This is a genomic window from Streptomyces bambusae (assembly GCF_019400985.1).
GTDB classification, from domain to species: Bacteria; Actinomycetota; Actinomycetes; order Streptomycetales; family Streptomycetaceae; genus Streptomyces; species Streptomyces bambusae_A.
The window spans coordinates 1-26,997 of the sequence record NZ_WTFF01000070.1 but is presented as its reverse complement, the minus strand read 5'-3'; the positions used below and the strand labels follow the sequence as shown (position 1 = coordinate 26,997).

The 26,997-nt window shown below is 72.0% G+C and carries 27 protein-coding genes; 17 read left to right on the top strand and 10 right to left on the bottom strand.

Going from position 1 to position 26,997, the window contains the following annotated elements; all coding sequences use genetic code 11:
• Positions 1-679, top strand: a 679-nt coding sequence (locus GPJ59_RS12700) for a lysoplasmalogenase (RefSeq protein ID WP_374200843.1), incomplete at its 5' end; no start/stop codon positions are given.
• Between the two features lie 47 nt (positions 680-726).
• Positions 727-1,770, top strand: coding sequence for a zinc-dependent alcohol dehydrogenase family protein (locus tag GPJ59_RS12695; RefSeq protein WP_219667191.1), 1,044 nt, complete (start codon positions 727-729; stop codon positions 1,768-1,770).
• Between the two features lie 85 nt (positions 1,771-1,855).
• Here GPJ59_RS12695 and GPJ59_RS12690 read toward each other — a convergent pair whose 3' ends face one another.
• On the bottom strand, positions 1,856-3,403 hold the full coding sequence (locus tag GPJ59_RS12690; RefSeq protein ID WP_219667190.1) for a S8 family serine peptidase: 1,548 nt from the start codon (positions 3,401-3,403) through the stop codon (positions 1,856-1,858).
• A 255-nt stretch (positions 3,404-3,658) separates the two neighbouring features.
• On the opposite strand from GPJ59_RS12690, the gene GPJ59_RS12685 reads away from it, so the two are divergent.
• From GPJ59_RS12685 to moaA, 3 genes are all read left to right on the top strand, one after another.
• The gene (locus GPJ59_RS12685) at positions 3,659-4,024 is read left to right on the top strand and encodes a DUF485 domain-containing protein (RefSeq protein WP_219667189.1); all 366 of its coding nucleotides are present in this window, start codon (positions 3,659-3,661) and stop codon (positions 4,022-4,024) included.
• A complete protein-coding gene (locus GPJ59_RS12680) occupies positions 4,021-5,658 on the top strand; it encodes a solute symporter family protein (RefSeq protein WP_219667188.1) in 1,638 nt (545 codons plus the stop codon). Before GPJ59_RS12685 ends, GPJ59_RS12680 begins: the two co-directional genes overlap by 4 nt.
• A gap of 153 nt (positions 5,659-5,811) precedes the next feature.
• The gene (moaA, locus tag GPJ59_RS12675; RefSeq protein WP_219667187.1) at positions 5,812-6,801 is read left to right on the top strand and encodes a GTP 3',8-cyclase MoaA; all 990 of its coding nucleotides are present in this window, start codon (positions 5,812-5,814) and stop codon (positions 6,799-6,801) included.
• Here moaA and GPJ59_RS12670 read toward each other — a convergent pair.
• Positions 6,784-7,026: a hypothetical protein gene (locus tag GPJ59_RS12670; protein WP_219667186.1), complete on the bottom strand. Its 243-nt coding sequence runs from the start codon at positions 7,024-7,026 to the stop codon at positions 6,784-6,786. The genes moaA and GPJ59_RS12670 overlap by 18 nt on opposite strands.
• Positions 7,027-7,200: 174 nt before the next feature.
• Positions 7,201-7,527 carry a DUF3099 domain-containing protein gene (locus GPJ59_RS12665; RefSeq protein WP_219667185.1) on the bottom strand — a complete coding sequence of 109 codons (327 nt, stop codon included), beginning with the start codon at positions 7,525-7,527 and terminating at the stop codon, positions 7,201-7,203.
• A 219-nt stretch (positions 7,528-7,746) separates the two neighbouring features.
• Here GPJ59_RS12665 and GPJ59_RS12660 point away from each other — a divergent pair, with 219 nt between their 5' ends.
• A complete protein-coding gene (locus GPJ59_RS12660) occupies positions 7,747-8,019 on the top strand; it encodes a GlsB/YeaQ/YmgE family stress response membrane protein (RefSeq protein WP_219667184.1) in 273 nt (90 codons plus the stop codon).
• 122 nt (positions 8,020-8,141) lie between these two features.
• Here GPJ59_RS12660 and tyrS read toward each other — a convergent pair whose 3' ends face one another.
• Genes tyrS through GPJ59_RS12645 form a run of 3 tightly spaced genes read right to left on the bottom strand, consistent with a single transcriptional unit; the run spans position 8,142 to position 12,406 of the window.
• Positions 8,142-9,407 (bottom strand): tyrosine--tRNA ligase, encoded by a 1,266-nt coding sequence (gene tyrS / locus GPJ59_RS12655; RefSeq protein ID WP_219667183.1) that lies wholly within the window; start codon positions 9,405-9,407, stop codon positions 8,142-8,144.
• Positions 9,408-9,458: 51 nt separating this feature from the next.
• Positions 9,459-10,847 carry a metallopeptidase TldD-related protein gene (locus GPJ59_RS12650; RefSeq protein WP_219667182.1) on the bottom strand — a complete coding sequence of 463 codons (1,389 nt, stop codon included), beginning with the start codon at positions 10,845-10,847 and terminating at the stop codon, positions 9,459-9,461.
• Positions 10,844-12,406 (bottom strand): TldD/PmbA family protein, encoded by a 1,563-nt coding sequence (locus GPJ59_RS12645; protein WP_258024298.1) that lies wholly within the window; start codon positions 12,404-12,406, stop codon positions 10,844-10,846. The genes GPJ59_RS12650 and GPJ59_RS12645 overlap by 4 nt, the downstream gene beginning before the upstream one ends.
• A 145-nt stretch (positions 12,407-12,551) precedes the next feature.
• Here GPJ59_RS12645 and fabG point away from each other — a divergent pair, with 145 nt between their 5' ends.
• From fabG to GPJ59_RS12630, 3 genes are all read left to right on the top strand, one after another.
• Positions 12,552-13,271, top strand: a complete 720-nt coding sequence (gene fabG, locus GPJ59_RS12640) for a 3-oxoacyl-[acyl-carrier-protein] reductase (RefSeq protein ID WP_219667180.1) — start codon at positions 12,552-12,554, stop codon at positions 13,269-13,271.
• 4 nt (positions 13,272-13,275) lie between these two features.
• Positions 13,276-14,046 carry an enoyl-ACP reductase FabI gene (fabI, locus tag GPJ59_RS12635; RefSeq protein WP_219667179.1) on the top strand — a complete coding sequence of 257 codons (771 nt, stop codon included), beginning with the start codon at positions 13,276-13,278 and terminating at the stop codon, positions 14,044-14,046.
• 447 nt (positions 14,047-14,493) lie between these two features.
• Positions 14,494-14,772, top strand: a complete 279-nt coding sequence (locus GPJ59_RS12630) for a hypothetical protein (protein ID WP_219667192.1) — start codon at positions 14,494-14,496, stop codon at positions 14,770-14,772.
• 61 nt (positions 14,773-14,833) lie between these two features.
• Here GPJ59_RS12630 and GPJ59_RS12625 read toward each other — a convergent pair whose 3' ends face one another.
• Positions 14,834-15,502: a FadR/GntR family transcriptional regulator gene (locus tag GPJ59_RS12625; RefSeq protein ID WP_219667178.1), complete on the bottom strand. Its 669-nt coding sequence runs from the start codon at positions 15,500-15,502 to the stop codon at positions 14,834-14,836.
• A gap of 112 nt (positions 15,503-15,614) precedes the next feature.
• Between GPJ59_RS12625 and GPJ59_RS12620 the strand changes: the two genes are divergently transcribed.
• The 4 genes from GPJ59_RS12620 (at position 15,615) to GPJ59_RS12610 (ending at position 18,106) form a co-directional block, all read left to right on the top strand.
• Positions 15,615-16,949, top strand: coding sequence for a CynX/NimT family MFS transporter (locus GPJ59_RS12620; protein ID WP_219667177.1), 1,335 nt, complete (start codon positions 15,615-15,617; stop codon positions 16,947-16,949).
• 5 nt (positions 16,950-16,954) lie between these two features.
• Positions 16,955-17,071 (top strand): SGM_5486 family transporter-associated protein, encoded by a 117-nt coding sequence (locus GPJ59_RS37350; protein ID WP_258024297.1) that lies wholly within the window; start codon positions 16,955-16,957, stop codon positions 17,069-17,071.
• A 158-nt stretch (positions 17,072-17,229) separates the two neighbouring features.
• Complete coding sequence (locus tag GPJ59_RS12615; RefSeq protein WP_219667176.1) at positions 17,230-17,436, top strand: hypothetical protein; 207 nt, start codon at positions 17,230-17,232, stop codon at positions 17,434-17,436.
• A gap of 148 nt (positions 17,437-17,584) precedes the next feature.
• Complete coding sequence (locus tag GPJ59_RS12610; protein ID WP_219667175.1) at positions 17,585-18,106, top strand: SixA phosphatase family protein; 522 nt, start codon at positions 17,585-17,587, stop codon at positions 18,104-18,106.
• 208 nt (positions 18,107-18,314) lie between these two features.
• Here GPJ59_RS12610 and serB read toward each other — a convergent pair whose 3' ends face one another.
• Both serB and GPJ59_RS12600 read right to left on the bottom strand, forming a co-directional pair.
• Positions 18,315-19,514, bottom strand: coding sequence for a phosphoserine phosphatase SerB (gene serB, locus GPJ59_RS12605; RefSeq protein ID WP_219667174.1), 1,200 nt, complete (start codon positions 19,512-19,514; stop codon positions 18,315-18,317).
• 208 nt (positions 19,515-19,722) lie between these two features.
• Positions 19,723-20,241 carry a hypothetical protein gene (locus tag GPJ59_RS12600; protein ID WP_219667173.1) on the bottom strand — a complete coding sequence of 173 codons (519 nt, stop codon included), beginning with the start codon at positions 20,239-20,241 and terminating at the stop codon, positions 19,723-19,725.
• Positions 20,242-20,526: 285 nt separating this feature from the next.
• On the opposite strand from GPJ59_RS12600, the gene GPJ59_RS12595 reads away from it, so the two are divergent.
• Positions 20,527-23,049: an ABC transporter ATP-binding protein/permease gene (locus tag GPJ59_RS12595; RefSeq protein ID WP_219667172.1), complete on the top strand. Its 2,523-nt coding sequence runs from the start codon at positions 20,527-20,529 to the stop codon at positions 23,047-23,049.
• Positions 23,050-23,150: 101 nt separating this feature from the next.
• Here GPJ59_RS12595 and GPJ59_RS12590 read toward each other — a convergent pair whose 3' ends face one another.
• Entirely contained in the window at positions 23,151-23,807 is a 657-nt protein-coding gene (locus GPJ59_RS12590) for a transglycosylase SLT domain-containing protein (protein ID WP_219667171.1), read from the bottom strand.
• Positions 23,808-24,364: 557 nt separating this feature from the next.
• Here GPJ59_RS12590 and GPJ59_RS12585 point away from each other — a divergent pair.
• From GPJ59_RS12585 to GPJ59_RS12575, 3 genes are all read left to right on the top strand, one after another.
• A complete protein-coding gene (locus tag GPJ59_RS12585; protein WP_219667170.1) occupies positions 24,365-25,510 on the top strand; it encodes a GAF domain-containing sensor histidine kinase in 1,146 nt (381 codons plus the stop codon).
• Positions 25,503-26,144, top strand: a complete 642-nt coding sequence (locus GPJ59_RS12580) for a response regulator (RefSeq protein WP_219667169.1) — start codon at positions 25,503-25,505, stop codon at positions 26,142-26,144. Before GPJ59_RS12585 ends, GPJ59_RS12580 begins: the two co-directional genes overlap by 8 nt.
• A 237-nt stretch (positions 26,145-26,381) precedes the next feature.
• Positions 26,382-26,627 carry a chaplin family protein gene (locus tag GPJ59_RS12575; RefSeq protein WP_219667168.1) on the top strand — a complete coding sequence of 82 codons (246 nt, stop codon included), beginning with the start codon at positions 26,382-26,384 and terminating at the stop codon, positions 26,625-26,627.
• Positions 26,628-26,997 lie beyond the last annotated feature (370 nt).

Sequence of the window (26,997 nt, the reverse complement as noted above, 5' to 3'; positions counted from 1 at the left end):
CGCCTGGGCCTCGGGGGCAGCGGCCGCCGCGGCCGGCCGCCGGGCGCGGCTCGCCACCGCCGCCCTGCTCTGCTTCGGCGCGGCCGCCGCGCTCGACCTCGGCTCGCTGCTCGCGGACTGGCAACTGGGCCACCAGCTCTTCAAGCCGCTGCTGATGCCGCTGCTCGTCGCCCACGTCCTGGCCCTCGGCGCCCCGCGGCTGCTCGTCGCCGCGCTGCTCTTCGGCTGGGGCGGCGACGTCGCACTGCTCTTCGACGCCGAGCCCGCCTTCCTCGTCGGCATGGGCTCCTTCGCCCTCGGGCACGTCTGCTACCTCGCCGCCTTCGGCAGGCGGCCCGCCGACCTGCGCCTGACCGCCGGGTACGCCGTCGCGCTCGTCGGTACCGTCGCCCTGCTGTGGGGCGACCTGCCCGCCGGCCTGCGCATCCCCGTGGCCGGCTACAGCCTGCTGCTGACCGCCATGGCGCTGCGCTCCAGCACGCTCGGCCGGACGGCCGGGGTGGGCGGGGCGCTGTTCCTGCTCTCCGACACGCTCATCGCCACCGGCGTCGCCGAGTGGCCCCAGCTGCCCCGCCCCGACTTCTGGATCATGTTCACCTACCTGGCCGCGCAGTACCTGCTGGCCCGGGGAATGCTCGCCGCGCGCCCGGTGTTCGGTGGGGAGGACATACCCACCTGACATACCCACCTGACACCCACCCGCTGAAAACCCCGAAGGACCGCAGCATGCGCGCCACCGTCATCCACGCCCCGCACGACATACGCGTGGAGGAGGTACCGGACGCCGCGGTCCGCGAACCCTCCGACGCCGTCGTCCGCGTCCTGCGCGCCTGCATCTGCGGCAGCGACCTGTGGGCCTACCGGGGCGAGGCGCAGCGGCAGCCGGGCCAGCGCATCGGCCACGAGTTCCTCGGCGTGGTCGAGGAGACCGGGTCCGCCGTGGGCTCGCTGCGCGCCGGCGACCTGGTCGTCGCCCCGTTCATGTGGTCCGACGGCACCTGCGAGTACTGCGCCGAGGGCCTCTACACCTCCTGCACGCACGGCGGCTTCTGGGGCTCGGTCGGCCACGACGGCGGCCAGGGCGAGGCGGTGCGGGTCCCGCACGCCGACGGCACCCTGGTGAAGCTGCCCGCCGACGCGGTCTCCGACGACCACCTGCTGACCGGCCTGCTCGCACTGTCCGACGTCATGGGCACCGGCCACCACGCCGCCCTCGGCGCCGGCGCGCGCCCCGGGGCCACGGTGGCCGTGGTCGGCGACGGCGCCGTGGGCCTGTGCGGCGTCCTGGCCGCCAAGCGGCTCGGCGCCGAGCGGATCATCGCCCTGGGCCGGCACAGCGCCCGTACCGACATCGCCAAGCTCTTCGGGGCCACCGACGTGGTCGCCGAGCGCGGCGAGGCCGCCGAGAACGCCGTACGCGAGCTGACCCGGGGCCAGGGCGCCCACGCGGTCATCGAGGCGGTCGGCACCGAGCAGTCCATGCGCACGGCCGTGAACATCACCCGTGACGGCGGAGCCGTCGGCTACGTCGGTGTCCCGCACGGCAGCGGTACCGGCCTCGACCTCGGGGTCATGTTCGACCGCAACATCAGCCTGCGCGGCGGTGTCGCCCCGGTGCGCGCCTACATCCCGGAGCTGCTGGAGGACGTGCTGAACGGCACGATCGACCCCGCGCCCGTCTTCGACCGGGCCGTCGGCCTCGACGAGGTGCCGGACGGCTACCGGGCCATGGACGACCGCAGCGCCCTCAAGGTCCTCATCAAGCCCTGATCCCCGGCCCTGCCTCGGGCGGGCCGACGCGGCGGGGCCGGCCGGGAGCATTCCCCGGCCGGCCCCGTCGTTCGTGCGCCGACTGCTACTTCACGGCCTTGAGGGCGTCCACGACGCCGTAGCCGTAGTAGCCCGTCTGGCCCCACTTGCTCTGGCAGGTGGTGGCGTCGATCAGGGTGCCGGTGGCGTCGTACACCTTCTCCGGGCAGGCCGCCTTCGTGGCCTGGGCCTTGAGCATGTACTGGAGCTGCGACGGCGTGGCCGTCGGGTGGGCGCTCTTGAGCAGCGCCGCGACGCCCGCGACGTGCGGGGTGGCCATCGAGGTGCCCTGCTTGTAGCCGTAGCCGCCGGGGACGGTCGACAGCACGCGGCCGTTGGCGTCCGGGGTGTTCGGGACCTGCCACTTGTCGCCGCCGGGGGCCGCGACGTCGACGACACCCAGGCCGTAGCTGGAGTAGTACGACTTGAAGCCCTTGTCGCCGGTCGCCGAGACCGTGACGACGCCCGGAAGCTGCGTCGGTATGTCGAGGCAGACCTTCGGGTCGATGGTGCGCGGCGACGGGGTGGTGTCGTTGGGGCTGGAGTCGTCGACGATCGAGTCGGCGGCGAGGTCCCAGTTCTCGTTGCCGGCCGCGGCGACGTTCAGCACGCCCTTGCGCTCGGCGTACTTGGTGGCCCGGGTGAGGGCCTCCACCAGCGCCTTCTGGTCGTCGTCCGTCTTGCAGTTGAAGTACCAGGGGTCGACGTAGTAGCTGTTGTTGGTCACCTCGATCCCCTTCTCGGCGGCGAACATGAAGCCGCAGACCACGGCCTCGGTGTAGAAGAGGCTGGTGCCGGGCTCGCTGACCTTGATGCCGGCGACCTTCACGCCCGGCGCCACACCGCTGATGCCGACGCCGTTGCGCGGGGCCGCGATGGTGCCCGCCACGTGGGTGCCGTGGTCGCTGCCGTCGGCGTACGGCCGCCAGGCGCCCTCGGTGGTGTCGGCGACGCCGCCGACACAGTTGGCCGACTGCTCCCGGGAGAAGTTGGGGGCCAGATCGGGGTGGGTGTCGTCGACACCCGTGTCGATGACGCCCACCGTGACGTCCTGGCTGCCATCGTTGATCTTGTGAGCCTCGTCGGCCTTGATCGTCCGCAGGTCCCACTGGTTGGGCTCCAGCGGCTCCGCGCCGGGCCCGGCCTGGGCCGCCGCCTTCGCGGCGTCCGCCGCGCTCAGCTTCTGCGTGGTGCCCTCCTCGGTGGTCTGCACCGACTGCAGGGGGGCCGTACGGGTGGCGCCGACCGAGACGAAGAGGCCACGCTGGGCGCGCAGCTGCTTGGCGAAGTCGGGGTTCTGCGAGTGCGCGACGATGACGCCGATCTGCTCATAGGCCGTCACCACCGTTCCGCCGGCCCGCTCGACGGCCTTCTTGGCCGCGGTCACGCTGGCGTACGTCGCCAGGTTCGCCACGTACGAGAGCTTGGGGCCGGTGGTGTCCGGCTTGGCCGTGGTCGCCGCCGTCAGGTCCAGCGGGGCGGCCGAGGCCGCGACCGAGGGCAGGAAGGCGAGGGACGCCGTCAGGGCCAGGCCGACCGGCACCGCCAGGGCACGGCGGTTCTTCCCGGACGTACGCGATCCCAGATGAGCCATGGGGTCTCCAGATCATCGTGAAAAAGCCGTCCGGACGCGGGTCGCGTCTGGACGGGTTCATGACAGGTGAAACTAGCGCCCACGTTCCCCTTCGCGCCATGAGTTCGACGAATCGGCCAAGTAAAGATCCGGCAGGTGTTGAACCCTCCCGGCGCGCGGTACGTGCCCAGGACGAGGGGGGATCAGCGCCACCGTCCCCCCACGGAGGTCGTTGTGTCCGTCCCCACCGCACCCGCGTCACAAGGAGAACCCCCCGTGACCACCCAAGCAGCGCCGCCCCCCGGCGGCGCCGACACGCACCCGGCGAGCCCCACGGCCGAGCAGTTCACGGCCGTCCAGCAGAGCGCGGAATTCGGCGAACTGCGCAGGTCGTACCGCTCCTTCGCCTTCCCCCTCACCGTCGCCTTCATCGCCTGGTACCTGCTCTACGTCCTGCTGTCCAACTACGCGGGCGGCTTCATGGGGACCAAGCTCTTCGGCAACATCAACGTGGCCTTCGCCCTCGGCCTCGCCCAGTTCGCCACCACCTTCCTCATCGCCTGGTGGTACTCCCGGCACGCTGCACGCCGGCTCGACCCGCAGGCCGACGCCATCAAGTCCCACCTGGAGGCCGGAGAATGACCACTGCGCACCACCCGGCGCTCCAGCCGCTCGCGGCCGGCGGGGCCGCCGAGCACCGCCCGCTGATCATCACCCTGTTCGGCCTGTTCGTCCTCGCCACCCTGGTCATCACCATCTGGGCCGGCCGACAGACCCGCGGCGCCGCCGACTTCTACGCCGGCGGCCGCCAGTTCACCGGCTTCCAGAACGGCCTGGCCATCTCCGGCGACTACATGTCCGCCGCGTCCTTCCTCGGCATCGCCGGCGCCATCGCCCTCTTCGGCTACGACGGCTTCCTCTACTCCATCGGCTTCCTGGTCGCCTGGCTGGTCGCGCTGCTGCTGGTCGCCGAGCCGCTGCGCAACTCCGGCCGCTACACCATGGGCGACGTACTCGCCTACCGGATGCGCCAGCGGCCGGTCCGTACGGCCGCCGGCGTCTCCACCATCGTGGTCTCGATCTTCTACCTGCTCGCCCAGATGGCCGGCGCCGGCGTCCTGGTCTCGCTGCTGCTCGGCATCACCAGCGACGGCGGCAAGGTCGCCATCGTCGCCCTGGTCGGCGTACTGATGATCGTCTACGTCTCCATCGGCGGCATGAAGGGCACCACCTGGGTCCAGATGGTCAAGGCGGTGCTGCTCATCGTGGGCGCCATGCTGCTCACCCTGCTGGTGATGTGGAAGTTCAACTTCAACATCTCCGAGCTGCTCGGCAAGGCCGCCGACAACAGCGGCAAGGGCGCGAGCTTCCTGGAGCCGGGCCTGAAGTACGGCAAGAGCGCCGAGACCAAGCTCGACTTCATCTCCCTGGGCCTGGCCCTGGTCCTCGGCACCGCCGGCCTGCCGCACATCCTGATCCGCTTCTACACCGTCCCCACCGCCAAGGCCGCCCGGAAGTCCGTCAACTGGGCCATCGGCATCATCGGCGCCTTCTACCTGATGACCATCGCCCTCGGCTTCGGCGCCGCCGCCCTGCTGAAGCGGACGGACATCATCGCCTCCAACCCGGCCGGCAACACCGCCGCCCCGCTGCTCGCGCAGGAACTCGGCGGCGGCGCGGACTCCACCGGCGGCGCCATCCTGCTCGCCGTGATCTCCGCCGTGGCCTTCGCCACCATCCTCGCCGTGGTCGCCGGCCTCACCCTCGCCTCCTCCTCGTCCTTCGCGCACGACCTGTACGTGAACGTCATCCGCAGGGGCAAGGCCACCGAGGCCGAGGAGGTGCGGGCCGCCCGCTGGGCCACCGTCGTCATCGGCGCCGTCGCCATCGGCCTGGGCGCCCTCGCCCGCGACATGAACGTGGCCGGGCTGGTCGCGCTCGCCTTCGCGGTGGCCGCCTCCGCCAACCTGCCGACCATCCTCTACAGCCTCTTCTGGAAGCGCTTCACCACCACGGGTGCCCTGTGGTCCATCTACGGCGGCCTGATCAGCGCCGTCGGCCTGGTCCTGTTCTCCCCGGTGGTCTCCGGCAAGCCGACGTCGATGTTCAAGAACGCCGACTTCTACTGGTTCCCGCTGGAGAACCCCGGCATCATCTCCATCCCGCTCGCCTTCCTGCTCGGCTGGCTGGGAACCGTCCTGTCCAAGGAGCCCGCCGACCCCCGCAAGTACGCGGAACTGGAGGTGCGCTCCCTCACCGGAGCAGGGGCGCACTGAGATAATCCGATCGCCCGACGTGGCCGTGTCGTACTTCCGTACGACACGGCCGTGTCACGTCTCGTTCCTTTGCTCATCCCTGCGCATGAGTTCCGTCGCGTAGGCTCGAAACCATCGCTGAACCTTTGATCCGGACAGGGGAGGGGGCCCACAGTGCTCATCGACACCTTCGGCCGCGTGGCCACTGACCTGCGCGTCTCGCTCACCGACCGGTGCAACCTGCGCTGTACCTACTGCATGCCCGAGGAGGGCCTGCAATGGCTGGCGAAGCCCGACCTGCTCACCGACGACGAGATCGTCCGGCTGATCCGGATAGCCGTCACCCACCTCGGGATCACCGAGGTCCGCTTCACCGGCGGTGAGCCCCTGCTCCGGCCCGGCCTGGTCGGCATCGTCGAGCAGTGCGCCGCCCTTCGGCCCCGCCCCAGGATGTCGCTGACCACCAACGGCATCGGCCTGGCGCGCACCGCGCAGGCCCTCAAGGCCGCCGGCCTGGACCGGGTCAACGTCTCCCTGGACACCCTGCGCCCCGAGGTCTTCAAGACCCTCACCCGCCGCGACCGGCACAAGGACGTCGTCGAGGGCATGGCCGCCGCCAGGGAGGCGGGCCTCACCCCGGTCAAGATCAACACGGTCCTGATGCCCGGGCTCAACGCCGACGAGGCCCCCGACCTGCTGGCCTGGGCCCTGGAGCACGACTACGAGCTGCGCTTCATCGAGCAGATGCCGCTGGACGCCCAGCACGGCTGGAAGCGCGACGGCATGATCACCGCCGGTGACATCCTCGCCTCGCTGCGTACCCGCTTCGAGCTGACCGAGGAGGGCCAGGAGGCCCGCGGCGCGGCCCCCGCCGAGCGCTGGCTGGTCGACGGCGGCCCGGCCACCGTCGGCGTCATCGCCTCGGTCACCCGCCCCTTCTGCCGCGCCTGCGACCGCACCCGGCTCACCGCCGACGGCCAGGTCCGTACGTGCCTGTTCGCCACCGAGGAGTCGGACCTGCGCTCCGCCCTGCGCTCCGGGGCCCCCGACGAGGAGATCGCCCGGCTCTGGAAGGTCGCCATGTGGGGCAAGAAGGCCGGCTCCGGCCTCGACGACCCGTCCTTCCTCCAGCCCGACCGCCCGATGTCAGCGATCGGCGGCTGACCACTCCTCCAGGGTCACCACGTCCTTGAGGAACCCACGCACGCCCAGGAACTGGCTCAGGTGCTCGCGGTGCTCCTCGCACGCCAGCCACGTCTTGCGCCGATCGGGCGTGTGCAGCTTCGGGTTGTTCCACGCCAGCACCCAGACGGCCGGCGCGCGGCAGCCCTTCGCGGAGCAGACGGGGGCGGCGTTCTCGTCAGGGTGCTGTGCGGCGAAGAGGTTCACGCCTCAACCCTAGAAGATCCCGAAGGACGGCGGGGAGGCGGCGAGGAGGCCCCGGACATGACGACGCCGAGCAGCCACGGGGGGAGCTGCCCGGCGTCGGTCCGTCGCTCCGACGGGGGATGCGGAGCGCGTAGGCAGTATGTCACGCAGAACCCGGTGCGGTGCACCGGAACTTCATGATTGATCTGAGCTTTTCTTGAGGTTTCCCGCTTCCAGCGCAGGACGCGCAGGTGAGGGGATGAAGTGCGAGGGCAGGGAAGGCGCGGATTCGCGACCCGCGTTCGCGATGACCACCGCGACGTACGGCAGCAGCGCGCCCGCCACGAGCGTCACCATCGCCACGTACCGCTCCACGTTCCACAGCAGGACGGTCGCGATGACCGACAGCGTCCTGATGGTCATCGAGATGACATAGCGGCGCTGCCGCCCGCGCACGTCTTCGGCGAGTCCCATGCGGGCCCCGGTGATCCGGAAGACCTCGGATCCGTTCCGCTTCTTCACGCCCCCCACCGTACGCTCCGCCCCCGGCGCGGGGGAGAGAGGGGTGCGCCGGGGCCCGCCGGCAGCGCGCCCGACGCTGTTGTCGCAGCGCGCCCGGACGGGCCCGCCGACAACGTGTCCCCGAACGGGCCCGCCGACGTGCGCACTGCGCCGACCGGGTCGAGACTTGAGCCCACATGCGGACACCGCTCCCGGCGCCGCGCCCTTCAGGAGGCGACAATGCAGTGGTTGTGGGCGATCATCGTCGGTTTCGTGCTCGGCATCCTGGCCCGGGCCGTCATGCCGGGCAAGCAGCATCAGCCCCTGTGGCTGACCACGCTGTTCGGCATCGTCGGCGCCATCATCGGCAATGCCGTCGCCGGCTGGATCGGGGTCGAGGAAACCGCCGGCATCGACTGGATCCGCCATCTCCTCCAGCTGGCCGGAGCCGTGCTCGTCGTCGGTCTCGGCGAGATGGCCTACATGTCGATCCGCGGCAAGCGCACGGCGTAGCGCCGTACCCCGCGCGGCGGGTACGGCGTCGGGGGCCGGTCCGGAACAGGTGTTCCGGACCGGCCCCCGACGCCTTCGTGCCTTTGTCGTGCCTGTGTCGTGCTGTCGTCGTGCCGCCGGCGTCAGCCGGTGACCTCGACCGCCGCCAGGTTCTTCTTGCCGCGGCGCAGCACCAGCCAGCGCCCGTGCAGCAGGTCCTCCTTCGCGGGGACCGCGTCCTCGGCGGTGATCTTCACGTTGTTCACGTAGGCACCGCCCTCCTTCACGGTCCGGCGCCCGGCCGACTTGCTGGCGACCAGGCCCGTCTCCGCGAACAGGTCCGGGACCGTGGCGAGGTCGGCGACCTTCGCGTGCGGCAGCTCGGACAGGGCCGCGGCCAGCGTGGCCTCGTCCAGGTCCGCCAGCTCGCCCTGGCCGAACAGCGCCTTGGATGCGGCGATCACCGCGGCGCACTGGTCGGCGCCGTGCACCAGCGTCGTCAGCTCCTCCGCCAGCGCCCGCTGGGCGGCGCGCGCCTGCGGCCGCTCGGCGGTCTGCTGCTCCAGCTCCTCCAGCTCCGCGACGGACCGGAAGGACAGGATCCGCATGTACGTCGAGATGTCCCGGTCGTCCACGTTCAGCCAGAACTGGTAGAACGCGTACGGCGTGGTCATCTCCGGGTCGAGCCACACGGCCCCGCCCTCGGTCTTGCCGAACTTGGTGCCGTCGGCCTTGACCATCAGCGGCGTCGCCAGCGCGTGCACCTGCGCGTGCGGCTCCACCTTGTGGATCAGGTCCAGGCCCGCCACCAGGTTGCCCCACTGGTCGGAGCCGCCCTGCTGGAGCGTGCAGCCGTGGCGCCGGTACAGCTCCAGGAAGTCCATCCCCTGCAGCAGCTGGTAGCTGAACTCGGTGTAGCTGATGCCCTGGTCGGACTCCAGGCGGCGGGCGACCGAGTCCTTGGTCAGCATCTTGTTCACGCGGAAGTGCTTGCCGATGTCCCGCAGGAACTCGATGGCGGACATGCCGCCCGTCCAGTCCAGGTTGTTGACCATGACCGCGGCGTTCTCGCCCTCGAAGGACAGGAACGGCTGGATCTGCGCGCGGACCCGGTCCACCCAGGCCGCGACGGTCTGCGGGTCGTTCAGCGTCCGCTCGGCCGTCGGCTTGGGGTCGCCGATCTGCCCGGTCGCCCCGCCCACCAGCGCCAGCGGGCGGTGGCCCGCCAGCTGCAGCCGGCGCATGGTGAGCGCCTGCACGAGGTGGCCCACGTGCAGACTCGGGGCGGTCGGGTCGAAGCCGCAATAGAACGTGACCGGACCGTCCGCGAACGCCTTGCGCAGCGCTTCTTCGTCGGTGGACTGGGCGAAGAGCCCACGCCACTTCAGCTCGTCGACGATGTCCGTCACGGTCTCTCGACTCCTTCGGATGTACGGATTGCAGTCTTCAGTCTATGGGGGTCATACGCCCTTGCTGACCGAGCTCATGTTGAAATCGGGAATGCGCAGCGCCGGCATCGCGGCCCGGGTGAACCAGTCGCTCCACTCGCGCGGCAGGGTCTTCTCGGTCCGCCCGGCCTCGCTCGCCCGCGACAGCAGGTCCACCGGGGACTCGTTGAACCGGAAGTTGTTCACCTCGCCGACGACCTGCCCGTTCTCCACCAGGTAGACCCCGTCCCGGGTCAGGCCGGTCAGCAGCAGCGTCGCCGGGTCGACCTCGCGGATGTACCACAGGCAGGTCAGCAGCAAGCCCCGCTCGGTGGCCGCGACCATCTCCTCCAGCGACTTCTCGCCGCCCGCGTCCAGGATCAGGTTCCCGAAGCCGGGCGCCTGCGGCAGCCCCGTCAGCTCCGCCGTGTGCCGGGTCGTGAAGAGCCGGTGCAGCTGCCCTTCGCGGATCCAGTCGGTCGGCGGGACGGGCAGGCCGTTGTCGAAGGCCGAGACGTCGTCGCCGGAGCTGTGCGCGATCACGAACGGGGCCGACTCCAGCCCCGGCTCCGCCGGGTCGCTGCGCAGCGTCAGCGGCAGCTGCGACAGCCGCTCGCCCAGCCGGGTGCCGCCGCCGGGCTTGGAGAAGACCGTACGGCCCTCCACCGCGTCCCGCGCCGACGCCGACCACATCTGGTAGATCAGCAGGTCCGCCACCGCGGTCGGCGGCAGCAGCGTCTCGTACCGCCCCGCGGGCAGCTCGATCCGGCGCTCCGCCCAGCCCAGCCGGACGGCGAGGTCGGCGTCCAGCGCGAGCGGGTCCACGTCCTTGAAGTCCCGGGTGGCGCGGCCGGCCCAGGCCGAACGCTGGCGGTCCGGCGACTTGGCGTTGAGCTCCAGGGTGCCGCCCGGCTGGTCGTGGCGCAGCCGCAGCCCGGTCGAGGTGCCGACGTAGGAGGTCACCAGCTCGTGGTTGGCGAAGCCGTAGAGCTCCCGGCCGCCCGCCCGGGCCCGGGCGAAGGCCTCGCCGAGCGCCGGGGCGAAGTCGGCGAAGACCGCCGAGGAGGTCTCGGCCGGCCCGTCGGTGAAGTCGGGCGAGGACGGGACGCCCGTCACCAGGGGCTGGGCGTCCTCGGCCGGGGCCGCGCCGCGCGCGGCCGCCTCGGCGGCCCGCACCAGCGGCTCCAGGTCCTCGGCGGTCACGGCGGAGCGCGTGACGACCCCCGAGGCCGTGCCCTCCTTGCCGTCCACGGTGGCGATCACGGTCAGCGTGCGGCCGCGGGTCACCCCGTTCGTGGTGAGCGCGTTGCCCGCCCAGCGCAGGTTCGCGGTCGACTCCTCGTCCGCGATCACGACGCATCCGTCGGCCGTGGACAGCTCCAGGGCCCGCTCGACGATCTCGTGGGGCTTGCTGCGGCTCATCGCCCGGCCTCCTGCGTGGTGTTCAAGATGTTGACGTCGCGGAACAGCGCGGACGGGCAGCCGTGCGAGACGGACGCCACCTGGCCCGGCTGGGCCTTGCCGCAGTTGAAGGCGCCGCCCAGGACGTACGTCTGCGGGCCGCCGACCTTCTCCATCGAGCCCCAGAACTCGGTGGTGGTGGCCTGGTAGGCGACGTCGCGCAGCTGGCCGGCCAGCCGGCCGTTCTCGATCCGGAAGAAGCGCTGACCGGTGAACTGGAAGTTGTAGCGCTGCATGTCGATCGACCAGGAGCGGTCGCCGACCACGTAGATCCCGCGCTCCACCCCTCCGATCAGGTCCTCCGTGGACAGCCCGCCCGGATCCGGCTTGAGCGAGACGTTCGCCATGCGCTGCACCGGCACGTGGCCGGGGGAGTCGGCGTAGGCGCAGCCGTTGGAGCGGCCCAGTCCGGTCAGCTTCGCGATCCGCCGGTCCAGCTGGTAGCCGACCAGGGTGCCGTCCTTGACCAGGTCCCAGCTCTGCGTCTGGACGCCCTCGTCGTCGTACCCGATCGTCGCCAGACCGTGCTCGGCCGTGCGGTCACCGGTCACGTTCATGATCGGCGAGCCGTACGCGAGCTTGCCCAGCTGGTCGAACGTGGCGAACGAGGTCCCCGCGTACGCCGCCTCGTAGCCCAGCGCCCGGTCCAGCTCGGTGGCGTGCCCGATGGACTCGTGGATGGTCAGCCACAGGTTCGAGGGGTCCACCACCAGGTCGTAACGGCCGGCCTCGACGCTCGGCGCGCGCATCTTCTCCGCCAGCAGCGCGGGGATCTGCTCCAGCTCGGTGTCCCAGTCCCAGCCCGTGCCGGTCAGGTACTCCCAGCCGCGCCCGGTCGGCGGGGCGATGGTGCGCATCGAGTCGAACTCGCCGGTCTTGTCGTCCACCGCGACCGCGGTCAGCTGCGGGTGGATGCGCACCCGCTGCTGGGTGGTCACCGTACCCGCCGTGTCGGCGTAGAACTTGTTCTCGTGCACCGCGAGCAGCGAGGCGTCCACGTGCGCGACGCCCTCGGCCCGCAGCAGCCGGGCGCTGAAGTCGGCCAGCAGCGCAGCCTTCTCCTCGTCCGGCACGTCGAAGGGGTTCACGTCGTACGCGGACACCCACGTCCGGTCGGCGTGCACGGGCTCGTCGGCGAGCTCCACGCGCTCGTCCGACCCCGCCGCCTTGATCACCTTCGCCGACATCTGGGCCATCGCGACGGCCTGCGAGGCCACCTTCGCGGCCCCGTCCATCGTCAGGTCCACCCCGGAGGCGAACCCCCAGGCGCCCCCGTGGACCACGCGCACCGCGAGCCCGAGGTCGGTGAGGTCGGAACTGCCCGAGAGCTTGGCGTCCCGCAGCCGCCACGAGGCGCTGCGGATCCGCTCCAGCCGGAAGTCGGCATGGTCTGCGCCCAGCGCGCGGGCCCGGGCGAGCGCCGCGTCGGCGAGCGCCCGCAGGGGCAGCGCGGTGAAGGCCGCATCGATGGAATGGGGCACGGAAGTCCTCCCGTGGTCGTGACCGGTCGCCCCGATCATGTCGCGCTCCAGCGCCGTGTGCCTACATCTTTCTGTAGGGATTCGACAGACGCCGTCCCGAGGCCCTGTCGGAGCCCGATTCTCCGGATGCCCGGCACGACCTATAGGTTTTTGGTATTCAGACTGCTAGCGAAAGGGTGATCCGTTGAGCCGCTCGGTTCTCGTCACCGGAGGAAACCGGGGCATCGGCCTCGCCATCGCCCGCGCCTTCGCCGAGGCCGGCGACAAGGTCGCGATCACGTACCGCTCGGGTGAGCCGCCGGAGGCGCTCACCGAGCTCGGAGTGCTGGCGGTCCGCTGCGACATCACCGACTCCGAGCAGGTGGAGCAGGCCTACAAGGAGATCGAGGACAAGCACGGCGTGGTGGAGGTGCTGGTCGCGAACGCCGGCGTCACCAAGGACCAGCTGCTGATGCGGATGTCCGAGGACGACTTCACCTCCGTCCTGGACACCAACCTCACCGGCGCCTTCCGCGTGGTCAAGCGCGCCAACCGCGGCATGCTCCGGGCCAAGAAGGGCCGCGTCGTCCTCATCTCGTCCGTCGTCGGACTCCTGGGCTCCGCCGGACAGGCGAACTACGCCGCCTCCAAGGCCGGCCTGGTGGGCTTCGCCCGCTCCCTCGCCCGCGAGCTGGGCTCCCGCAACATCACCTTCAACGTCGTGGCCCCGGGTTTCGTGGACACCGACATGACGAAGGCGCTCACCGACGAGCAGCGCGCCGGCATCGTCGCGCAGGTCCCGCTCGGCCGCTACGCGCAGCCCGAGGAGATCGCCGCCACCGTGAGCTTCCTGGCGTCCGACGCCGCCTCGTACATCACCGGAGCCGTCATTCCCGTTGACGGCGGATTGGGCATGGGTCACTGATCACATGAGCGGAATTCTCGACGGCAAGCGCATCCTGATCACGGGTGTGCTGATGGAGTCGTCCATCGCCTTCCACGCCGCGAAGCTGGCCCAGGAGCAGGGCGCCGAGATCATCCTCACCGCCTTCCCGCGGCCGACGCTGACCGAGCGCATCGCCAAGAAGCTGCCGAAGCCCGCCAAGGTGATCGAGCTCGACGTCACGAACGACGAGCACCTGGCCCGCCTGGAGGGTCTGGTCCGCGACGAGCTCGGCGGCCTCGACGGCGTCGTCCACTCCATCGGCTTCGCCCCGCAGGACGCCCTCGGCGGCAACTTCCTGAACACCCCGTTCGAGTCGGTGGCGACCGCCATGCACGTCTCGGCCTTCTCCCTGAAGTCCCTGACCATGGCCTGCAAGCCGCTGTTCCCGGCGGAGGGCGCGGCCGTGGTCGGCATGACCTTCGACGCGCAGTTCGCGTGGCCGCAGTACGACTGGATGGGCCCGGCCAAGGCCGCCCTGGAGGCCACCAGCCGCTACCTCGCCCGCGACCTGGGCAAGGAGAACATCCGCTGCAACCTGGTCTCGGCCGGCCCGATCGGCTCCATGGCCGCGAAGTCCATCCCGGGCTTCTCGGACCTGGCGAAGGTCTGGAACGACCGTTCGATGCTGGAGTGGGACATGGCGGACCCGGAGCCCGCGGGCAAGGCGATCGTCGCCCTGCTGTCCGACTGGTTCCCGAAGACCACCGGTGAGATCGTCCACGTGGACGGCGGCCTGCACGCCATGGGCGCCTGACACACACCGGCACGCGCCGGCACACACCGGCACACCGCCGTACGGCACCCGGCCGCGCCTCCTTCCAGGGGGCGCGGCCTTCGTGTTGTACGCCCCCGTCGTGCGCCACACGCGCGCCACTCGCCGCCCGACCGGATCGTTCCGAGTCGAGAATGCCGGCACATACCGGCAAACTGGCCGGGTCGGGATCTTCCCGGCGTCCTGCGGGGAGGAGGTACGGGAGTGCGCGCGAGGCCGAACCGAGCGCTGTCGCTGCTGGTCACCTCGGTCGTCCTGACCGCCCTCCTGGTCCCCGGGGCGCTCGCGCTGACCCCGTCCGCCGAGCCCGCACCGGGAGGCGGGGCGGTCGCACCCGGCGGCGCCGGGGGGACCGCCGAGACCGGCGGCGGCTCCTGGGGGGCCGCGGACCTCGCCGGCACCGCCGACACTTCCGGCCTCGCCGTCGACATCGCCGCCGAACCACCCGCGCAGCCCACCCGGCCGCGGCCCGAGGACCTCTTCGGAGCGGACTGCGACACCGAGATCACCGGGTCGACCGTCACCGCGTACTGCCACAACCGCTTCGCCGAGACCGACCTGGTCCGCCTGCACATCGAGTGCGACCGCTGGTGGGACGTGGACAGCGACGGGGCGCCGCAGGCCGTCGGCCCCGCCGGCCGGGTGGAGCTGGCCGGCCGCTGCTGGAAGGAGGTCCGCTCGGCCTGGGTCAGCCACGGCCGCCGGTGACCTGCCGCCACGGCCACCGCTACTGCGGCCGCCGCCCGGCCCGACCGGCCGGCCGGGGCCCTCAGGTGCCGAGGCAGACGAAGGGGTAGCCGGCCGCCTCCGAGGCGGCCGTGTCCGCGTCGCCGCGCCGGATCGCCTCCACCAGCCGCCCGTGGTCCAGGTGCGACTGCGGGGTCAGCTCGGTGCCCACGTCCGCCCGCAGCCAGTCCCGCACCAGGCCGCCGAGGTCGGCGTACAGCTCGATCAGGACCTCGTTGTGCGAGGTGGCCACCACCGCCATGTGCAGGGCCATGTCCGCCGCCACGAACCGCTCCGCGTCCCCCGAGTCCCACGCCTCCTCGCGCCGCGCCAGCAGTGCGTCCAGCTGGACCAGGTCCCGTTCGGTGCGCCGCTGCGCGGCCAGCCGGGCCGCCGAGGACTCCAGCGTCGAGCGCAGTTCGGCGATGTCCCGCGGGTCGGCGCCGGCGAACCGCCGGTGCATCACCCCGGCCAGCTCGCTGGTGGCGACGACGTACGTGCCCGAGCCCTGGCGGATGTCCAGGAGCCCGTTGTGCGCCAGGGCCCGCACCGCCTCGCGCACGGTGTTGCGGGCCACGCCCAGCAGCTCCACCAGCTCCGGCTCGGTGGGGATGCGGGAGCCGACCGGCCACTCGCCTGAGGTGATCTGGTTGCGGAGCTGGGTGATCACCTGGTCGGCCAGCGCGGAGCGCCGGGGGGACGTCAGCGGCATGGCACCTCTTCTGCTTCTGCTGGTTCTACTGGGGAGGGCGGGAGTGCGGCGTGCATCCTCCCGGCCTTTCTCGGTGGACAACCAATCATCCCATGATTCTATGATGGCGGACATGCAGGACGAAGACCTCCAGACCCTCGACCCGCCCCCCGCACCCCGTCCGGCCGACTCCGCACCCCGTCCGGCCGACGCCGCCGCCCGCACGCGGCCCGCCGCGCCCCCCGCCGGACCGGCCCCGCGCCACCGGCCCCACTGGCTCGGACCGGTGCTCGTGGCCGGCATCGTGCTGGCCGCCCTCAACCTGCGGCCCGCCATCACCAGCCTCGGCGCCCTCTTCGAGGAGGTCCGCACCGGGCTCGGCATGGGCGGCACCGTCGCCGGTCTGATCACCTCCGTCCCGGCCCTCTGCTTCGCCGTCTTCGGCATCACCGCGCCCCGGCTCTCCCGCCGCTTCGGCCCCGCCGCCGTGGTCTGCGCGGGCATGGCCGCCGTCGCCGCCGGCCTGCTGATGCGGCCGTTCACCGACAGCGCCGCCGGCTTCCTCGCCGCCAGCGCCCTCACCCTCGCCGGCATCGCCGTCACCAACGTGCTGCTTCCGGTGATCGTCAAGCGCTGGTTCCCCGACCGGGTCGGCACCATGACCGGCCTGTACTCCATGGCCCTGGCCCTCGGCACCTCGCTGGCCGCCGCCGCGACCGTCCCGCTGACCGACGCACTCGGCGGCAGCTGGCGCACCGGCCTGCTGATGTGGGCCGTGCTCGCCGTGGCCGCACTCCTGCCGTGGCTGCCGCTGGCCCTGCGCACCCGGCGCGACGCCCGCGCGCAGGCCCCGGGCTCCGCCGCCGCCGACCGCGGCCCGAGCGTCGTACGCAGCCGTACCGCCTGGGCCCTGGGCTGCTACTTCGGCCTCCAGGCCACCGGCGCGTACATCACCATGGGCTGGCTCCCGCAGATCTTCCGCGACGCCGGGGTCTCCGCCTCCACGGCCGGCGTCCTGCTCGCCGTCACCATGGTCATGGGCGTCCCGCTGGCCTTCGTCATCCCCGGCATCGCGGGCCGGCTGCGCAGCCAGGGCGTCATCGCCGTCGTCCTCGGCCTCTTCGGCCTCGCCGGGTACGCCGGCCTCTACCTGGCCCCGGCCGCCGGCGCCTGGGCCTGGGCGCTGCTGCTCGGCGTCTCCAACTGCGCGTTCCCCCTCGTCATCACCATGATCGGGCTGCGCGCCAAGTCCCCGGCCGGCGTCGCCAAGCTCTCCGCCTTCGCCCAGAGCACCGGCTACCTGATCTCCATCCCCGGCCCGCTGGTCATCGGCACCCTCTACCAGCACAGCGGAGGCTGGGACCTGCCGCTGGCCCTCATGGCCGCCCTGATGCTGCCCCAGATCCTCCTCGGCGTCCTCGCGGGCAGGGACCGCACGATCGAGGACGAATGCGGCATGCGAGACTGACCCGCATGCCCGTCCTCGAACCGAACCCGCAGAACGGCCACAAGAAGCTCGGCATCGTCCTCGGTGCGATGCTCCTCGTGACCGTGATCATCGCCGTCATCGCCACCATCGCCTCCCCCTGAGACCGCCGCCTCCGGGACGGGGTGGGGTTATCCCCACCAACCCCTAGGGGGCCAGGCTCAGGGTGGAGTCGGGTGTGCCCCGGATGGGACCCCCGCCCTCGGATCCATAGATTCGAAGGCAGTGAGGAAGTCCCAGCCGAACACCCACGGAGGCGGTCATGTCGGCCCCCACGTACACCCGGTCCGTAGCCGGCTCCGCCGCCGGAGCCGACGCCCGCCTGCCCTGGTGGGCGCTCGCCCTGCCCGTCCTCGGGTTCGGGCTGCTCCTGCTCCTGCTGGCCGGCTCCGGCCAGGGCCACCCGGCTCCCGCGGAGGCCTCCGCCATCGGCCAGGTCACCGGGCAGATCCTGCGCTTCCTCGGCTGACCGGCAGCGGCTACGACAGGCCCTGGCACCCGTCCCGCCGATCATGCCGGGCCCCGCGCGCCACGCGCCCCGGAGCACGCCCTCCCCGTGCGGGTGAGCCCCTCAACACCCTGCGCCCCGGGCCCTGTTTCGTGCGAAGCTGGGAGCCATGAGCGCCGATACACCCCGCAGGATCGTCCTCCTCCGGCACGCCAAGGCCGACTGGCCCGAAGGGTCCGACCACGACCGCCCGCTGGCGGAGCGCGGCCGCAAGGACGCCCCGGCCGTCGGGCGGAAGCTGGCCGCGACCGGCATCAGCTTCGACCTGGCCCTCTGCTCCACCGCCGCCCGGACCCGCGAGACCTGGAAGCTCGTCGTCCACGCCCTGCCGAACCGGCCGCGGACCGTCTACGAGGAGCGTGTCTACGACGCCTCCCTCGGCGAGTTGATCGCTCTGCTCAACGAGACCCCCGACGAGGTCGCCGACCTCATCGTCATCGGCCACAATCCCGGCATGCACGCCCTCGCCGACGCGCTCTCCGGCCGCGCCGAGGGCGACACCCTGGCCCGGATGTCCCGGTCCGGCTTCCCGGCGGCAGCGCTGGCCGTCGTCTCCTTCACCGGCTCGTGGAAGTCCGTGGAGCACGGGGTGGGGACACTGGTGGACTACTGGACCCCGGCGGACCACTGACGCGACGGCCGCCGCCCGGCCACGCCGAGGTGCCGACGGCCACTGACGGCCACTGACGGCCGCCGACGGGACCGGCGACGGCAACGGCAGCCGCAACGGCAACCGGCAACGGCCACGGGCCCGGCACTCCGCCGGGCCCGTGGCCGTTCTCCGCGGCTGTTCCACGCCGCCGTACTCCGTAGCCGTACTCCGTAGCCGCTGCCCGGCCTCAGGCCAGGTCCGCGGCCTCGACCTCTTCCCGGGTGATCCCCAGCAGGTACAGCACCGCGTCGAGGAACGGCACGTTCACGGCGGTGTGTGCGGCCTCCCGGACCACCGGCTTGGCGTTGAACGCCACCCCGAGCCCGGCGGCGTTCAGCATGTCCAGGTCGTTGGCGCCGTCCCCGATCGCGACCGTCTGCGCCAGCGGCACCCCCGCCTCGGCGGCGAAGCGGCGCAGCAGCCGGGCCTTGCCCGCGCGGTCGACGATCTCGCCGACGACCCGGCCGGTCAGCTTGCCGTCGACGATCTCCAGCGTGTTGGCGGAGGCGAAGTCCAGCCCGAGCCGCTCCTGGAGGTCGTCGGTGACCTGCGTGAAACCGCCGGACACCACGCCGACCTGGTAGCCGAGCCGCTTCAGCGTGCGGATCAGGGTCCGGGCGCCGGGGGTGAGCCGCACCTCGGCCCGCACCTTGTCCACGACGGAGGCGTCCAGACCGGCCAGCAGCGCCACCCGGGCGTGCAGCGACTGCTCGAAGTCCAGCTCGCCGCGCATCGCGCGGGCCGTGACCTCGGCGACCTCCGCCTCACAGCCGGCGTGGGCCGCGAAGAGCTCGATGACCTCGTCCTGGATCAGGGTCGAGTCCACGTCCATCACGACCAGCCGCTGCGCCCGGCGGTGCAGGCCGGCCGACACGACCGCCACGTCCACGCCGAGGTGCGAGGCGGCCAGCGCCAGCGCGGTGCGCAGCGGTTCGGTCTCGGTGCCGGACACGGCGAACTCCACCGCCGTCACCGGATACTTCGCGAGCCGGAAGATACGGTCGATGTTGCCGCCCGTCGCGGTGATCCGGGCCGCGATGGCGGCCGTGGACTCCGCGGTGAGCGGGTGGCCGAGCACGGTGACGTGCGAACGGCCGCTGCCGCGCGGCCGGTTGTCACCCGTACCGGAGATGATCTCGGCCTGGAGCTTCAGGGACTCGGCCCAGCTGTGCACGGTCGCCCGCAGCTCGCCCTCGCTGCCCGTGACGGGCTTGGTGACGAGGGCGCACAGCACGATGCGGCCGCGGGTGACGACCTGCTCGATGTCGACGACGTCGACGGAGTAGGCGGCGAGGGTGTCGAACAGCCCGGCGGTGATCCCGGGACGGTCCTTGCCGAAGATCTTGACGAGGAGGGTGGGGACGTCGGAGGTCTGCGAAGCGCTCATGGTGCACCCCACCGTATCGCCCCCGCCGCACCCCGGCCTCCCCCGGACCACTCCGTGGACGCCACCACCGAATACGCAGGTCAGCGCGGTGGCCGCGACAGGGTGAACGGAGGAGGCGACGGGCATGGCACAGGGGTGAACGCAGCTCGACGACACGGGCCGCGACCGGCCCGGCCCGGCCCGACGCCCGTCCGGGCGGGGCCCGGCCCTACGGGCCCGGCCAGGCCGGACAGTGCCAGGACCGGCGGCCCCAGCCCGGTGCCCGGCCCCAGCAGCCCGGTGCCCGGCCCCAGCGGGTCGGGCAGACCCCGCGCCGGCGGCCGGTGGCGCCGGCCGGTGGTGCTCCCCCCTCCGGGGCGAGCGCGGGTCGGTCACCCCGCAGGTGACCGACGCCCGCGCGTGCCCGCGCCCGCCCCACCGGCGAGGCGCTCCCCGACGCCGGGTTCCAGCCGGGTCGGCGGCGCAGCGGCAGCCACCCCGCCACGGAAACCCGGCCGGAGGGCCTGCGCGGCACCTCGCCCAGGGCGGCGTACAGGACGAGGAGCTCGGTGTCGAGGCCGAACAGGCCGGACGGCACCGAGTCCGCCGGCCGCGGCCCGCGCGGGGCGAACTCGTCCTCCGCCCCGCGCGGCATCCGCCGGCGCACCGGCCACCGGCCCAGCAGCAGGCCCCCCCCGGTCGTCGTACGCGGCGAGCCGCGCCGCGGTGAACCGGCAACCGGTGTCACGACATCGCGGCCCGCCCGGCGCGGCCGGCCCGCCCGTCGTCGCCGCCGAGCGCGGTGCCACCGTCCCGGCCCGTACGGCCGGTTCCCCGCGTCCGCGCGGGCGAGAAGTCCCGTATCTCACTCTCCGGGCGTCTTTCGCCCCCGCTGACGGGGCGTCGTCCGCGTCCAGCACCCGGCCCGAATTCCACTTGTGGCCGCAGGCCTGGAATAGTTCCCCCGGATGTTCGCCATCCCTAGACTCCCTGACTGCAGGGGGATTCTCGGGGGACAACAAGTGGGGCTGGAGTGCCGGAACTCGTACTGGAATTGAATGGAAGGACCTGGACGCTCGATCCGTCCAGGTCGTACTCGCTCGGGCGGGACCCGCAGGGAGACGTGGCGATCGATGACGCCCGGGTCTCCTGGCGGCACGCCACCATCAGCTGGAACGGCCGGAGTTGGGTCCTGGAGGACCACGGCAGCACCAACGGCACGTACGTGCACGGGGCCCGGGTCCAGCAGGCCGAACTCGTGCCCGGTACGCCGGTGCACCTGGGCAACGCCACCGACGGCCCGCGGCTGAATCCGAGCGCTCCCGCCGCCGCAGGCGTTGCGCACCAGGCCGCCGCGGCCCACCAGGCGCAGGCCCACCAGGCCCACCAGGCGCAGGCCCACCAGGCCGCCCAGGCCTGGCCCGGCCAGCAGGCCCCGATGCAGCAGCCGCAGGCCCAGCAGCAGCACCAGCAGCACCAGCAGCCCTATGTGCCGCAGCAGCAGGGCGCCGGCGGCGGTGCCCACCCGGCCGGTGGCCAGCAGGGCTACAGCGACCGCAGCCCGACGACGTTCCACCAGATCGCCGTCGGCCGCGTGATGCGCATCGGTCGTGCCCTGGAGAACGAGCTGGTGGTCTCCGACCTCCAGGTCTCGCGCCACCACGCCGAGTTCCGCTCGACGGGCGGCCGGTTCGAGATCCACGACCTGGGCAGCCACAACGGCACCTACGTCAACGGCCAGCCGCTGCCCAAGTCGGGTACCGCGCTGCTCGGCCCGAACGACATCGTCGGCGTCGGCCACTCGACGTTCCGCATCGTCGGCGACCGCCTGGAGGAGTTCGTCGACTCCGGCGACGTCTCCTTCTCCGCCCGCCACCTCACGGTCACCGTCGACGGCGGCAAGCAGATCCTCAAGGACGTCACCTTCGGCGTCCCGGAGAAGTCGCTGATCGGCGTCATCGGCCCCTCCGGCTCCGGCAAGTCCACGCTGCTCAAGGCGCTGACCGGCTACCGCCCGGCCAACGAGGGCGAGGTCCTCTACGACAACCGCAACCTGTACAAGCAGTTCGCGGAGCTCCGCCAGCGCATCGGCCTGGTCCCGCAGGACGACATCCTGCACAAGGAGCTGAAGGTCAGCACCGCCCTGAAGTACGCGGCCAAGCTCCGCTTCCCCGGCGACACCGCCGAGTCCGAGCGCGCCGCCCGCATCGACGAGGTACTGCGCGAGCTCAAGCTCGACATCCACAAGGACAAGAAGATCACCGCGCTCTCCGGTGGTCAGCGCAAGCGCGTGTCCGTGGCCCTGGAGCTGCTCACCAAGCCGTCGCTGATCTTCCTGGACGAGCCGACCTCCGGCCTCGACCCGGGCATGGACCGCGACGTCATGCAGCTGCTGCGCGGCCTCGCCGACGACGGCCGTACCGTCCTCGTCGTCACCCACTCCGTGGCCGAGCTGTCCCTGTGCGACAAGCTGCTGGTCATGGCGCCCGGCGGTTCGGTGGCGTACTTCGGCCCGCCGGACGAGGCGCTGAACTTCTTCGGCTACCAGACCTGGGCGGACGTGTTCTCGGCGTTCGAGAACTACCGCGACTACGACTGGGCCGGCCGCTGGAAGGGCTCTCAGCACTACCAGCTGTACGCCGCCGACCTCGACGCGGTCGCCCCGCAGCAGGTCGCGATGCAGCCGCAGCAGATGATGCCGACGAAGGCGCAGGGCTGGGGCGACCAGCTGTGGACTCTGATCCGCCGCTACGTCTCGGTCATCGCCTCGGACAAGGGCTTCATGGCCCTGATGCTGATCCTGCCCGCGGTCCTCGGCATCGTCTCCACGGTCATCCCGGCGAAGTTCGGCCTCGCGCCGCCGACCCCGCCGAGCCGCTTCAACGGCGACGCCGGCACGATCATGCTGATCCTCGCGGTCGGCATGTGCTTCTCCGGCGCCGCCAACTCCGTCCGTGAGCTGATCAAGGAACGGGTCATCTACGAGCGCGAGCGCGCGACCGGCCTGTCCCGCTCGGCGTACCTGATGTCGAAGGTGATCGTCCTCGGCGTCATCACCGCCGTCCAGGGCGTGATCATCTGCGCCATCGGCTTCGGCCCGCGCAAGCTGCCCGCAGAGGGGCTGTTCATGTCGCCGGCCGCCGAGATCTGCATCTCGGTGATCGCGCTGGGCTTCACCTCGATGATGTTCGGCCTCGTCATCTCCTCGCTGGTGAAGACGGCCGAGAAGACCATGCCGCTGCTGGTCATGTTCGCGATCGTCCAGGTCGTGTTCACGGGCATCCTGTTCCAGATCTACGACAAGCCCGGTCTGGAGCAGTTCGCCTGGCTGATGCCCTCCCGCTGGGCCATCGCCGCCGCCGGCACCACGCTGAACCTCGGCAAGCTGATGGCGCCGTGGGACCAGGAGAACCCGCAGAACACCGACCCGCTGTGGGACCACACGGCCGGCCAGTGGACGCTGGACGTCTTCGTCCTGCTCGCCCTCGGCATCGCCTGCGGCTTCGCCGTGCAGCGCCTGCTGCGCCGCCACGAGCCCGAGGTCATGCGGAACTAGTACGGCCCCGCGCACACGCCGAAGGGCGGCACCCGGATCATCGGGGTGCCGCCCTTCGGCGTATGTGTGTGCGCGTGTGCGTCGCGTCCGTGGGGACAGGCTCAGTAGGCGCTGTTCACGTTGTCCATCGAGCCGTAGCGGTCGGCGGCGTAGTTGCAGGCGGCGACGATGTTGGCGACCGGGTCGTACTGGTCGAACTTGGTGCCCTTGACGTGGTACGTCTTGAAGGTCGGGAGGATGACCTGGAGCAGGCCCTTCGACGGGATGCCGTTCTGGGCATTGATGTCCCAGTTGTTGATCGCGCGCGGGTTGCCCGAGGACTCGCGCATGATGTTGCGGTGGATGCCCGCGTAGGTGCCCGGGATGCCTTCCTTCTTCATGATCCAGAGGGCTTCCTTGATCCAGCCGTCCAGGTTGTTCGCGAAGACCGGCTTGCGGGCGGCGGACCGGCTCGCGGCCTCCTTGCCCTCGCGGGCCTTCTTCGCGTCGGCCGCGGCCTTGGCCTTGGCGGCGTCGTCGGCCTTCTTGACGGCGACGGTCTGCTGCGCGACCAGGTGCTGGACGGTCTTCGTCTGGGCGCTGTCCACGGCCTGGCTCCAGGCCACCGGGGCGGCGGAGACGACGACGTCGGCCTCGCCGGTGCCGGCGGGAACGAGGGTGAAGGCCAGGGCGGCGGCGGCGACCGTGGCGACACCGGCGAAGGACATCTTGTGGGCCTTGGTCAGACGGCTATGACCGGCAGAGCTGGACGCAGACATGGAGCACACACCTTTACGAAGAACGGGGGCCGCAGGAGGGCGCCGTGTGGATCCGGGATCCTCGGCGCCGTGCGACGGCAGCCATTCTTAGCGGCGGCAAAATCCTGTGGCAAAGGTGTGACATACGAAGCCGGATAGTGGATCACGCGCCCGCGATCACGGCACGAATTCGCCGCCAGAGCCGCTCCCAGCAGTCCTGACGGCGTCCTTATTCATCCACTACGCGGCTTCGTAAGTGATGTGCGTCCTATGCGCGGGCTCACATCGGCCACGTAACGGTCTCACCCAGCGTTGCTCCAGCAATTCAATCCGTCACGCCTCTCCTCCTGGAGTGGCAGAGGGGCGTCCCCGAACTCGTACCGGAGGCGGAGACGCGCCACCGCCTCGGCGTACGCGCGGCCCTTCACCCCATATGCCGGAATCACCCCCTATATACAGAGAGCCCCGTATATACAGAGAGGCCCGCCCCGAAGCAGAGCCGGATCGCCCCCGCCAGGCCCTTCGACCTAGTCCCGTGGCCCGATCCCGCAGGTCACGGCCGCGGGTACGGTGATCACATGACCAACGGACCACGTTCGGGCCTGGCCGCCGTGAGCACCGCGCTGCTGGCGATGAGCCGCCGTCTGGAGGTCCGCGACGTCCTCAAGACGATCGTCGTCTCGGCACGCGAGCTGCTCGACGCCGAGTACGCCGCCCTCGGCGTGCCCGACGACCACGGCGGCTTCGCCCAGTTCGTGGTGGACGGCATCAGCGACGAGCAGTGGCGGGCCATCGGACCGCTCCCGCGCCAGCACGGCATCCTCGACTCGATGCTCCACCACCAGCAGGCCGAGCGGCTGGCCGACGTACGCGAGGACCCCCGCTTCGGCGGCTGGCCGGCCGAGCACCCCGAGATGGCCGACTTCCTCGGGCTGCCCGTCCGCGACGGGGACGAGATCCTCGGCGCCCTCTTCCTCGCCAACAAGCGCGGCCCGCATCCCCCGGGAACCGCCGGCTTCACCGAGGAGGACGAGGAGGTCCTCGGCATCCTCGCCCAGCACGCGGCGATCGCCCTCACCAACGCCCGCCTCTACGAGCGCAGCCGCGAGCTGACCATCGCCGAGGAGCGCTCCCGCCTCGCGCACGAGCTGCACGACGCCGTCGCCCAGAAGCTCTTCTCCCTGCGCCTGACCGCCCAGGCGGCCACCGCGCTCGTGGACCGCGACCCGGCCCGCGCGAAGGACGAGCTCCACCAGGTGGCCGCGCTCGCGGCGGAGGCCGCCGACGAGCTCCGCGCCGCCGTCGTGGAGCTGCGCCCGGCCGCCCTCGACGAGGACGGACTGGTCGCCACCCTGCGCAACCAGGTCCAGGTCCTCGACCGCGCCCACACCGCGCACGTCACCTTCACCTGCGACGGCGTACGCGCGCTGCCCGCGGCCCAGGAGGAGGCCCTGCTCCGGGTCTCCCAGGAGGCCCTCCACAACGCCCTGCGCCACTCCGGCGCCGACCGCGTGGCCGTCAGCCTCACCCGGAGCGAGGGACGTGTGCTGCTCCGCGTCACCGACGACGGCAGCGGCTTCGACCCGCAGTCCGTCCGCCGGGCCGGCCGCCACCTGGGGCTGGTCTCCATGCGCGACCGCGCGAGCGGCGCCGGCGGCCGGCTCACCGTTCACTCGGCGCCCGGCGAGGGCACCACGATCGAGATGGAGATCCCCGGTGGCTGACACGCCCATCCGCGTCCTGCTGGTGGACGACCACCAGGTCGTCCGCAGGGGCCTGCGCACCTTTCTGGAGATCCAGGACGACATAGAGGTGGTGGGGGAGGCGGGGGACGGGGCCGAGGGCACCGCGCGCGCCGAGGAGCTCCGCCCCGACGTGATCCTGATGGACGTCAAGATGCCCGGCATGGACGGGGTGGAGGCCCTGCGCCGCCTCCACGAGCTGGGCAACCCGGCGCGCGTCCTGATCGTCACCAGCTTCACCGAGCAGCGCACGGTGGTCCCGGCCATGCGCGCGGGCGCGGCGGGGTACGTCTACAAGGACATCGACCCGGACGCGCTGGCCGCGGCGATCCGGTCGGTCCACGCGGGGCACGTCCTGCTCCAGCCGGAGGTCGCGATCGCCCTCCTCGCCCAGGACGAGACCGCCCCGGCGCGCGGCGGCAGCACCCTGACGGAACGCGAGCGCGAGGTCCTGGCCCTGATCGCGGACGGCCGCTCCAACCGGGAGATCGCCCGGGCGCTCGTCCTGTCCGAGAAGACGGTCAAGACGCACGTGTCGAACATCCTGATGAAGCTGGACCTCGCGGACCGCACGCAGGCGGCCCTGTGGGCGGTCCGGCACGGCGCGACGGACTGAGCGGCCGCGACACCGGAGAGCCTGGAGCCGGCCTGGGCCGACCTGAGCCGACCTGGCCCCGTTCCGGGCCCGACCCGGCCCGGAACGGGCGGGAACGGAACCAGAAACGGGAAGGAAGCGAAATTCATACGGTCGGGCGTATGTAGCCCACATGGCGCATCCCGACCGGTGGGCGGGCCGTTCTCCATGGCGTGCCGCGGCGGCTGGCCGCGGCAGACGCACTGGAGGAATCCGAACGTGAAGAACTTCAAGAAGGCCACCGCCGTCACCATGATCGCGGGTGGCCTGGTCGCCGCCGCAGCCGGTGTCTCCGCCGCGCACGGTGGCGCGCACGCGAGCGGCGAGGCCCTGAACTCGCCCGGCGTCGCCTCGGGCAACCTGGTCGAGGTCCCGGTCCACGTCCCGGTGAACGTGGTGGGCAACACGGCCACGGTGATCGGCCTCCTCAACGGCGCCTTCGGCAACTCGGGCGTCAACGCGTAACGCCCCTTCCCAGGGCAGGCCGCCCCGCCGGGGCAGACCCCGCCCGGGGCACCCCGGCGCCCGTCCGCCCCGACCGGGCGGTGGGCGCGCCCCGGCCCGGATGCGTACGCCCCGGATGCGTACGCCCGGGTCGCGCGATCGCGAGTGGTCGGCGGTCGCCCCGGCCGGGGGCCGGTCGCCCGGCGTCGGGGAGCGGGTGTCCCCCATCCCCCACCCCCACGCCGCGCCCCCGGCCCCCGGCCTGCCCGCACCGGCCGCGCTTCAACGTCCGCGGTGGCCCGCCGGCGCCGTCGGCCCGGTATACCGCCCGGCGGCCATGCAAGCGTCCCACGCGCCGGCTCCTCCGCCCCCGTAAGCGACGCACAGAGCG

Excerpts from the sequence above, each read along its gene's own strand:
- GPJ59_RS37350 (WP_258024297.1), top strand. The coding sequence starts at position 16,955 with ATGCCCGTCCTCGAACCGAACCCGCAGAACGGCCACAAGAAGCTCGGC.
- serB (WP_219667174.1), bottom strand. The coding sequence starts at position 19,514 with ATGAGCGCTTCGCAGACCTCCGACGTCCCCACCCTCCTCGTCAAGATC.
- GPJ59_RS12620 (WP_219667177.1), top strand. The coding sequence starts at position 15,615 with ATGCAGGACGAAGACCTCCAGACCCTCGACCCGCCCCCCGCACCCCGT.
- GPJ59_RS12650 (WP_219667182.1), bottom strand. The coding sequence starts at position 10,847 with ATGAGCCGCAGCAAGCCCCACGAGATCGTCGAGCGGGCCCTGGAGCTG.
- GPJ59_RS12585 (WP_219667170.1), top strand. The coding sequence starts at position 24,365 with ATGACCAACGGACCACGTTCGGGCCTGGCCGCCGTGAGCACCGCGCTG.
- GPJ59_RS12625 (WP_219667178.1), bottom strand. The coding sequence starts at position 15,502 with ATGCCGCTGACGTCCCCCCGGCGCTCCGCGCTGGCCGACCAGGTGATC.
- GPJ59_RS12610 (WP_219667175.1), top strand. The coding sequence starts at position 17,585 with ATGAGCGCCGATACACCCCGCAGGATCGTCCTCCTCCGGCACGCCAAG.
- GPJ59_RS12680 (WP_219667188.1), top strand. The coding sequence starts at position 4,021 with ATGACCACTGCGCACCACCCGGCGCTCCAGCCGCTCGCGGCCGGCGGG.
- GPJ59_RS12660 (WP_219667184.1), top strand. The coding sequence starts at position 7,747 with ATGCAGTGGTTGTGGGCGATCATCGTCGGTTTCGTGCTCGGCATCCTG.
- fabI (WP_219667179.1), top strand. The coding sequence starts at position 13,276 with ATGAGCGGAATTCTCGACGGCAAGCGCATCCTGATCACGGGTGTGCTG.
- GPJ59_RS12590 (WP_219667171.1), bottom strand. The coding sequence starts at position 23,807 with ATGTCTGCGTCCAGCTCTGCCGGTCATAGCCGTCTGACCAAGGCCCAC.
- GPJ59_RS12695 (WP_219667191.1), top strand. The coding sequence starts at position 727 with ATGCGCGCCACCGTCATCCACGCCCCGCACGACATACGCGTGGAGGAG.
- GPJ59_RS12615 (WP_219667176.1), top strand. The coding sequence starts at position 17,230 with ATGTCGGCCCCCACGTACACCCGGTCCGTAGCCGGCTCCGCCGCCGGA.
- GPJ59_RS12645 (WP_258024298.1), bottom strand. The coding sequence starts at position 12,406 with ATGATCGGGGCGACCGGTCACGACCACGGGAGGACTTCCGTGCCCCAT.
- GPJ59_RS12690 (WP_219667190.1), bottom strand. The coding sequence starts at position 3,403 with ATGGCTCATCTGGGATCGCGTACGTCCGGGAAGAACCGCCGTGCCCTG.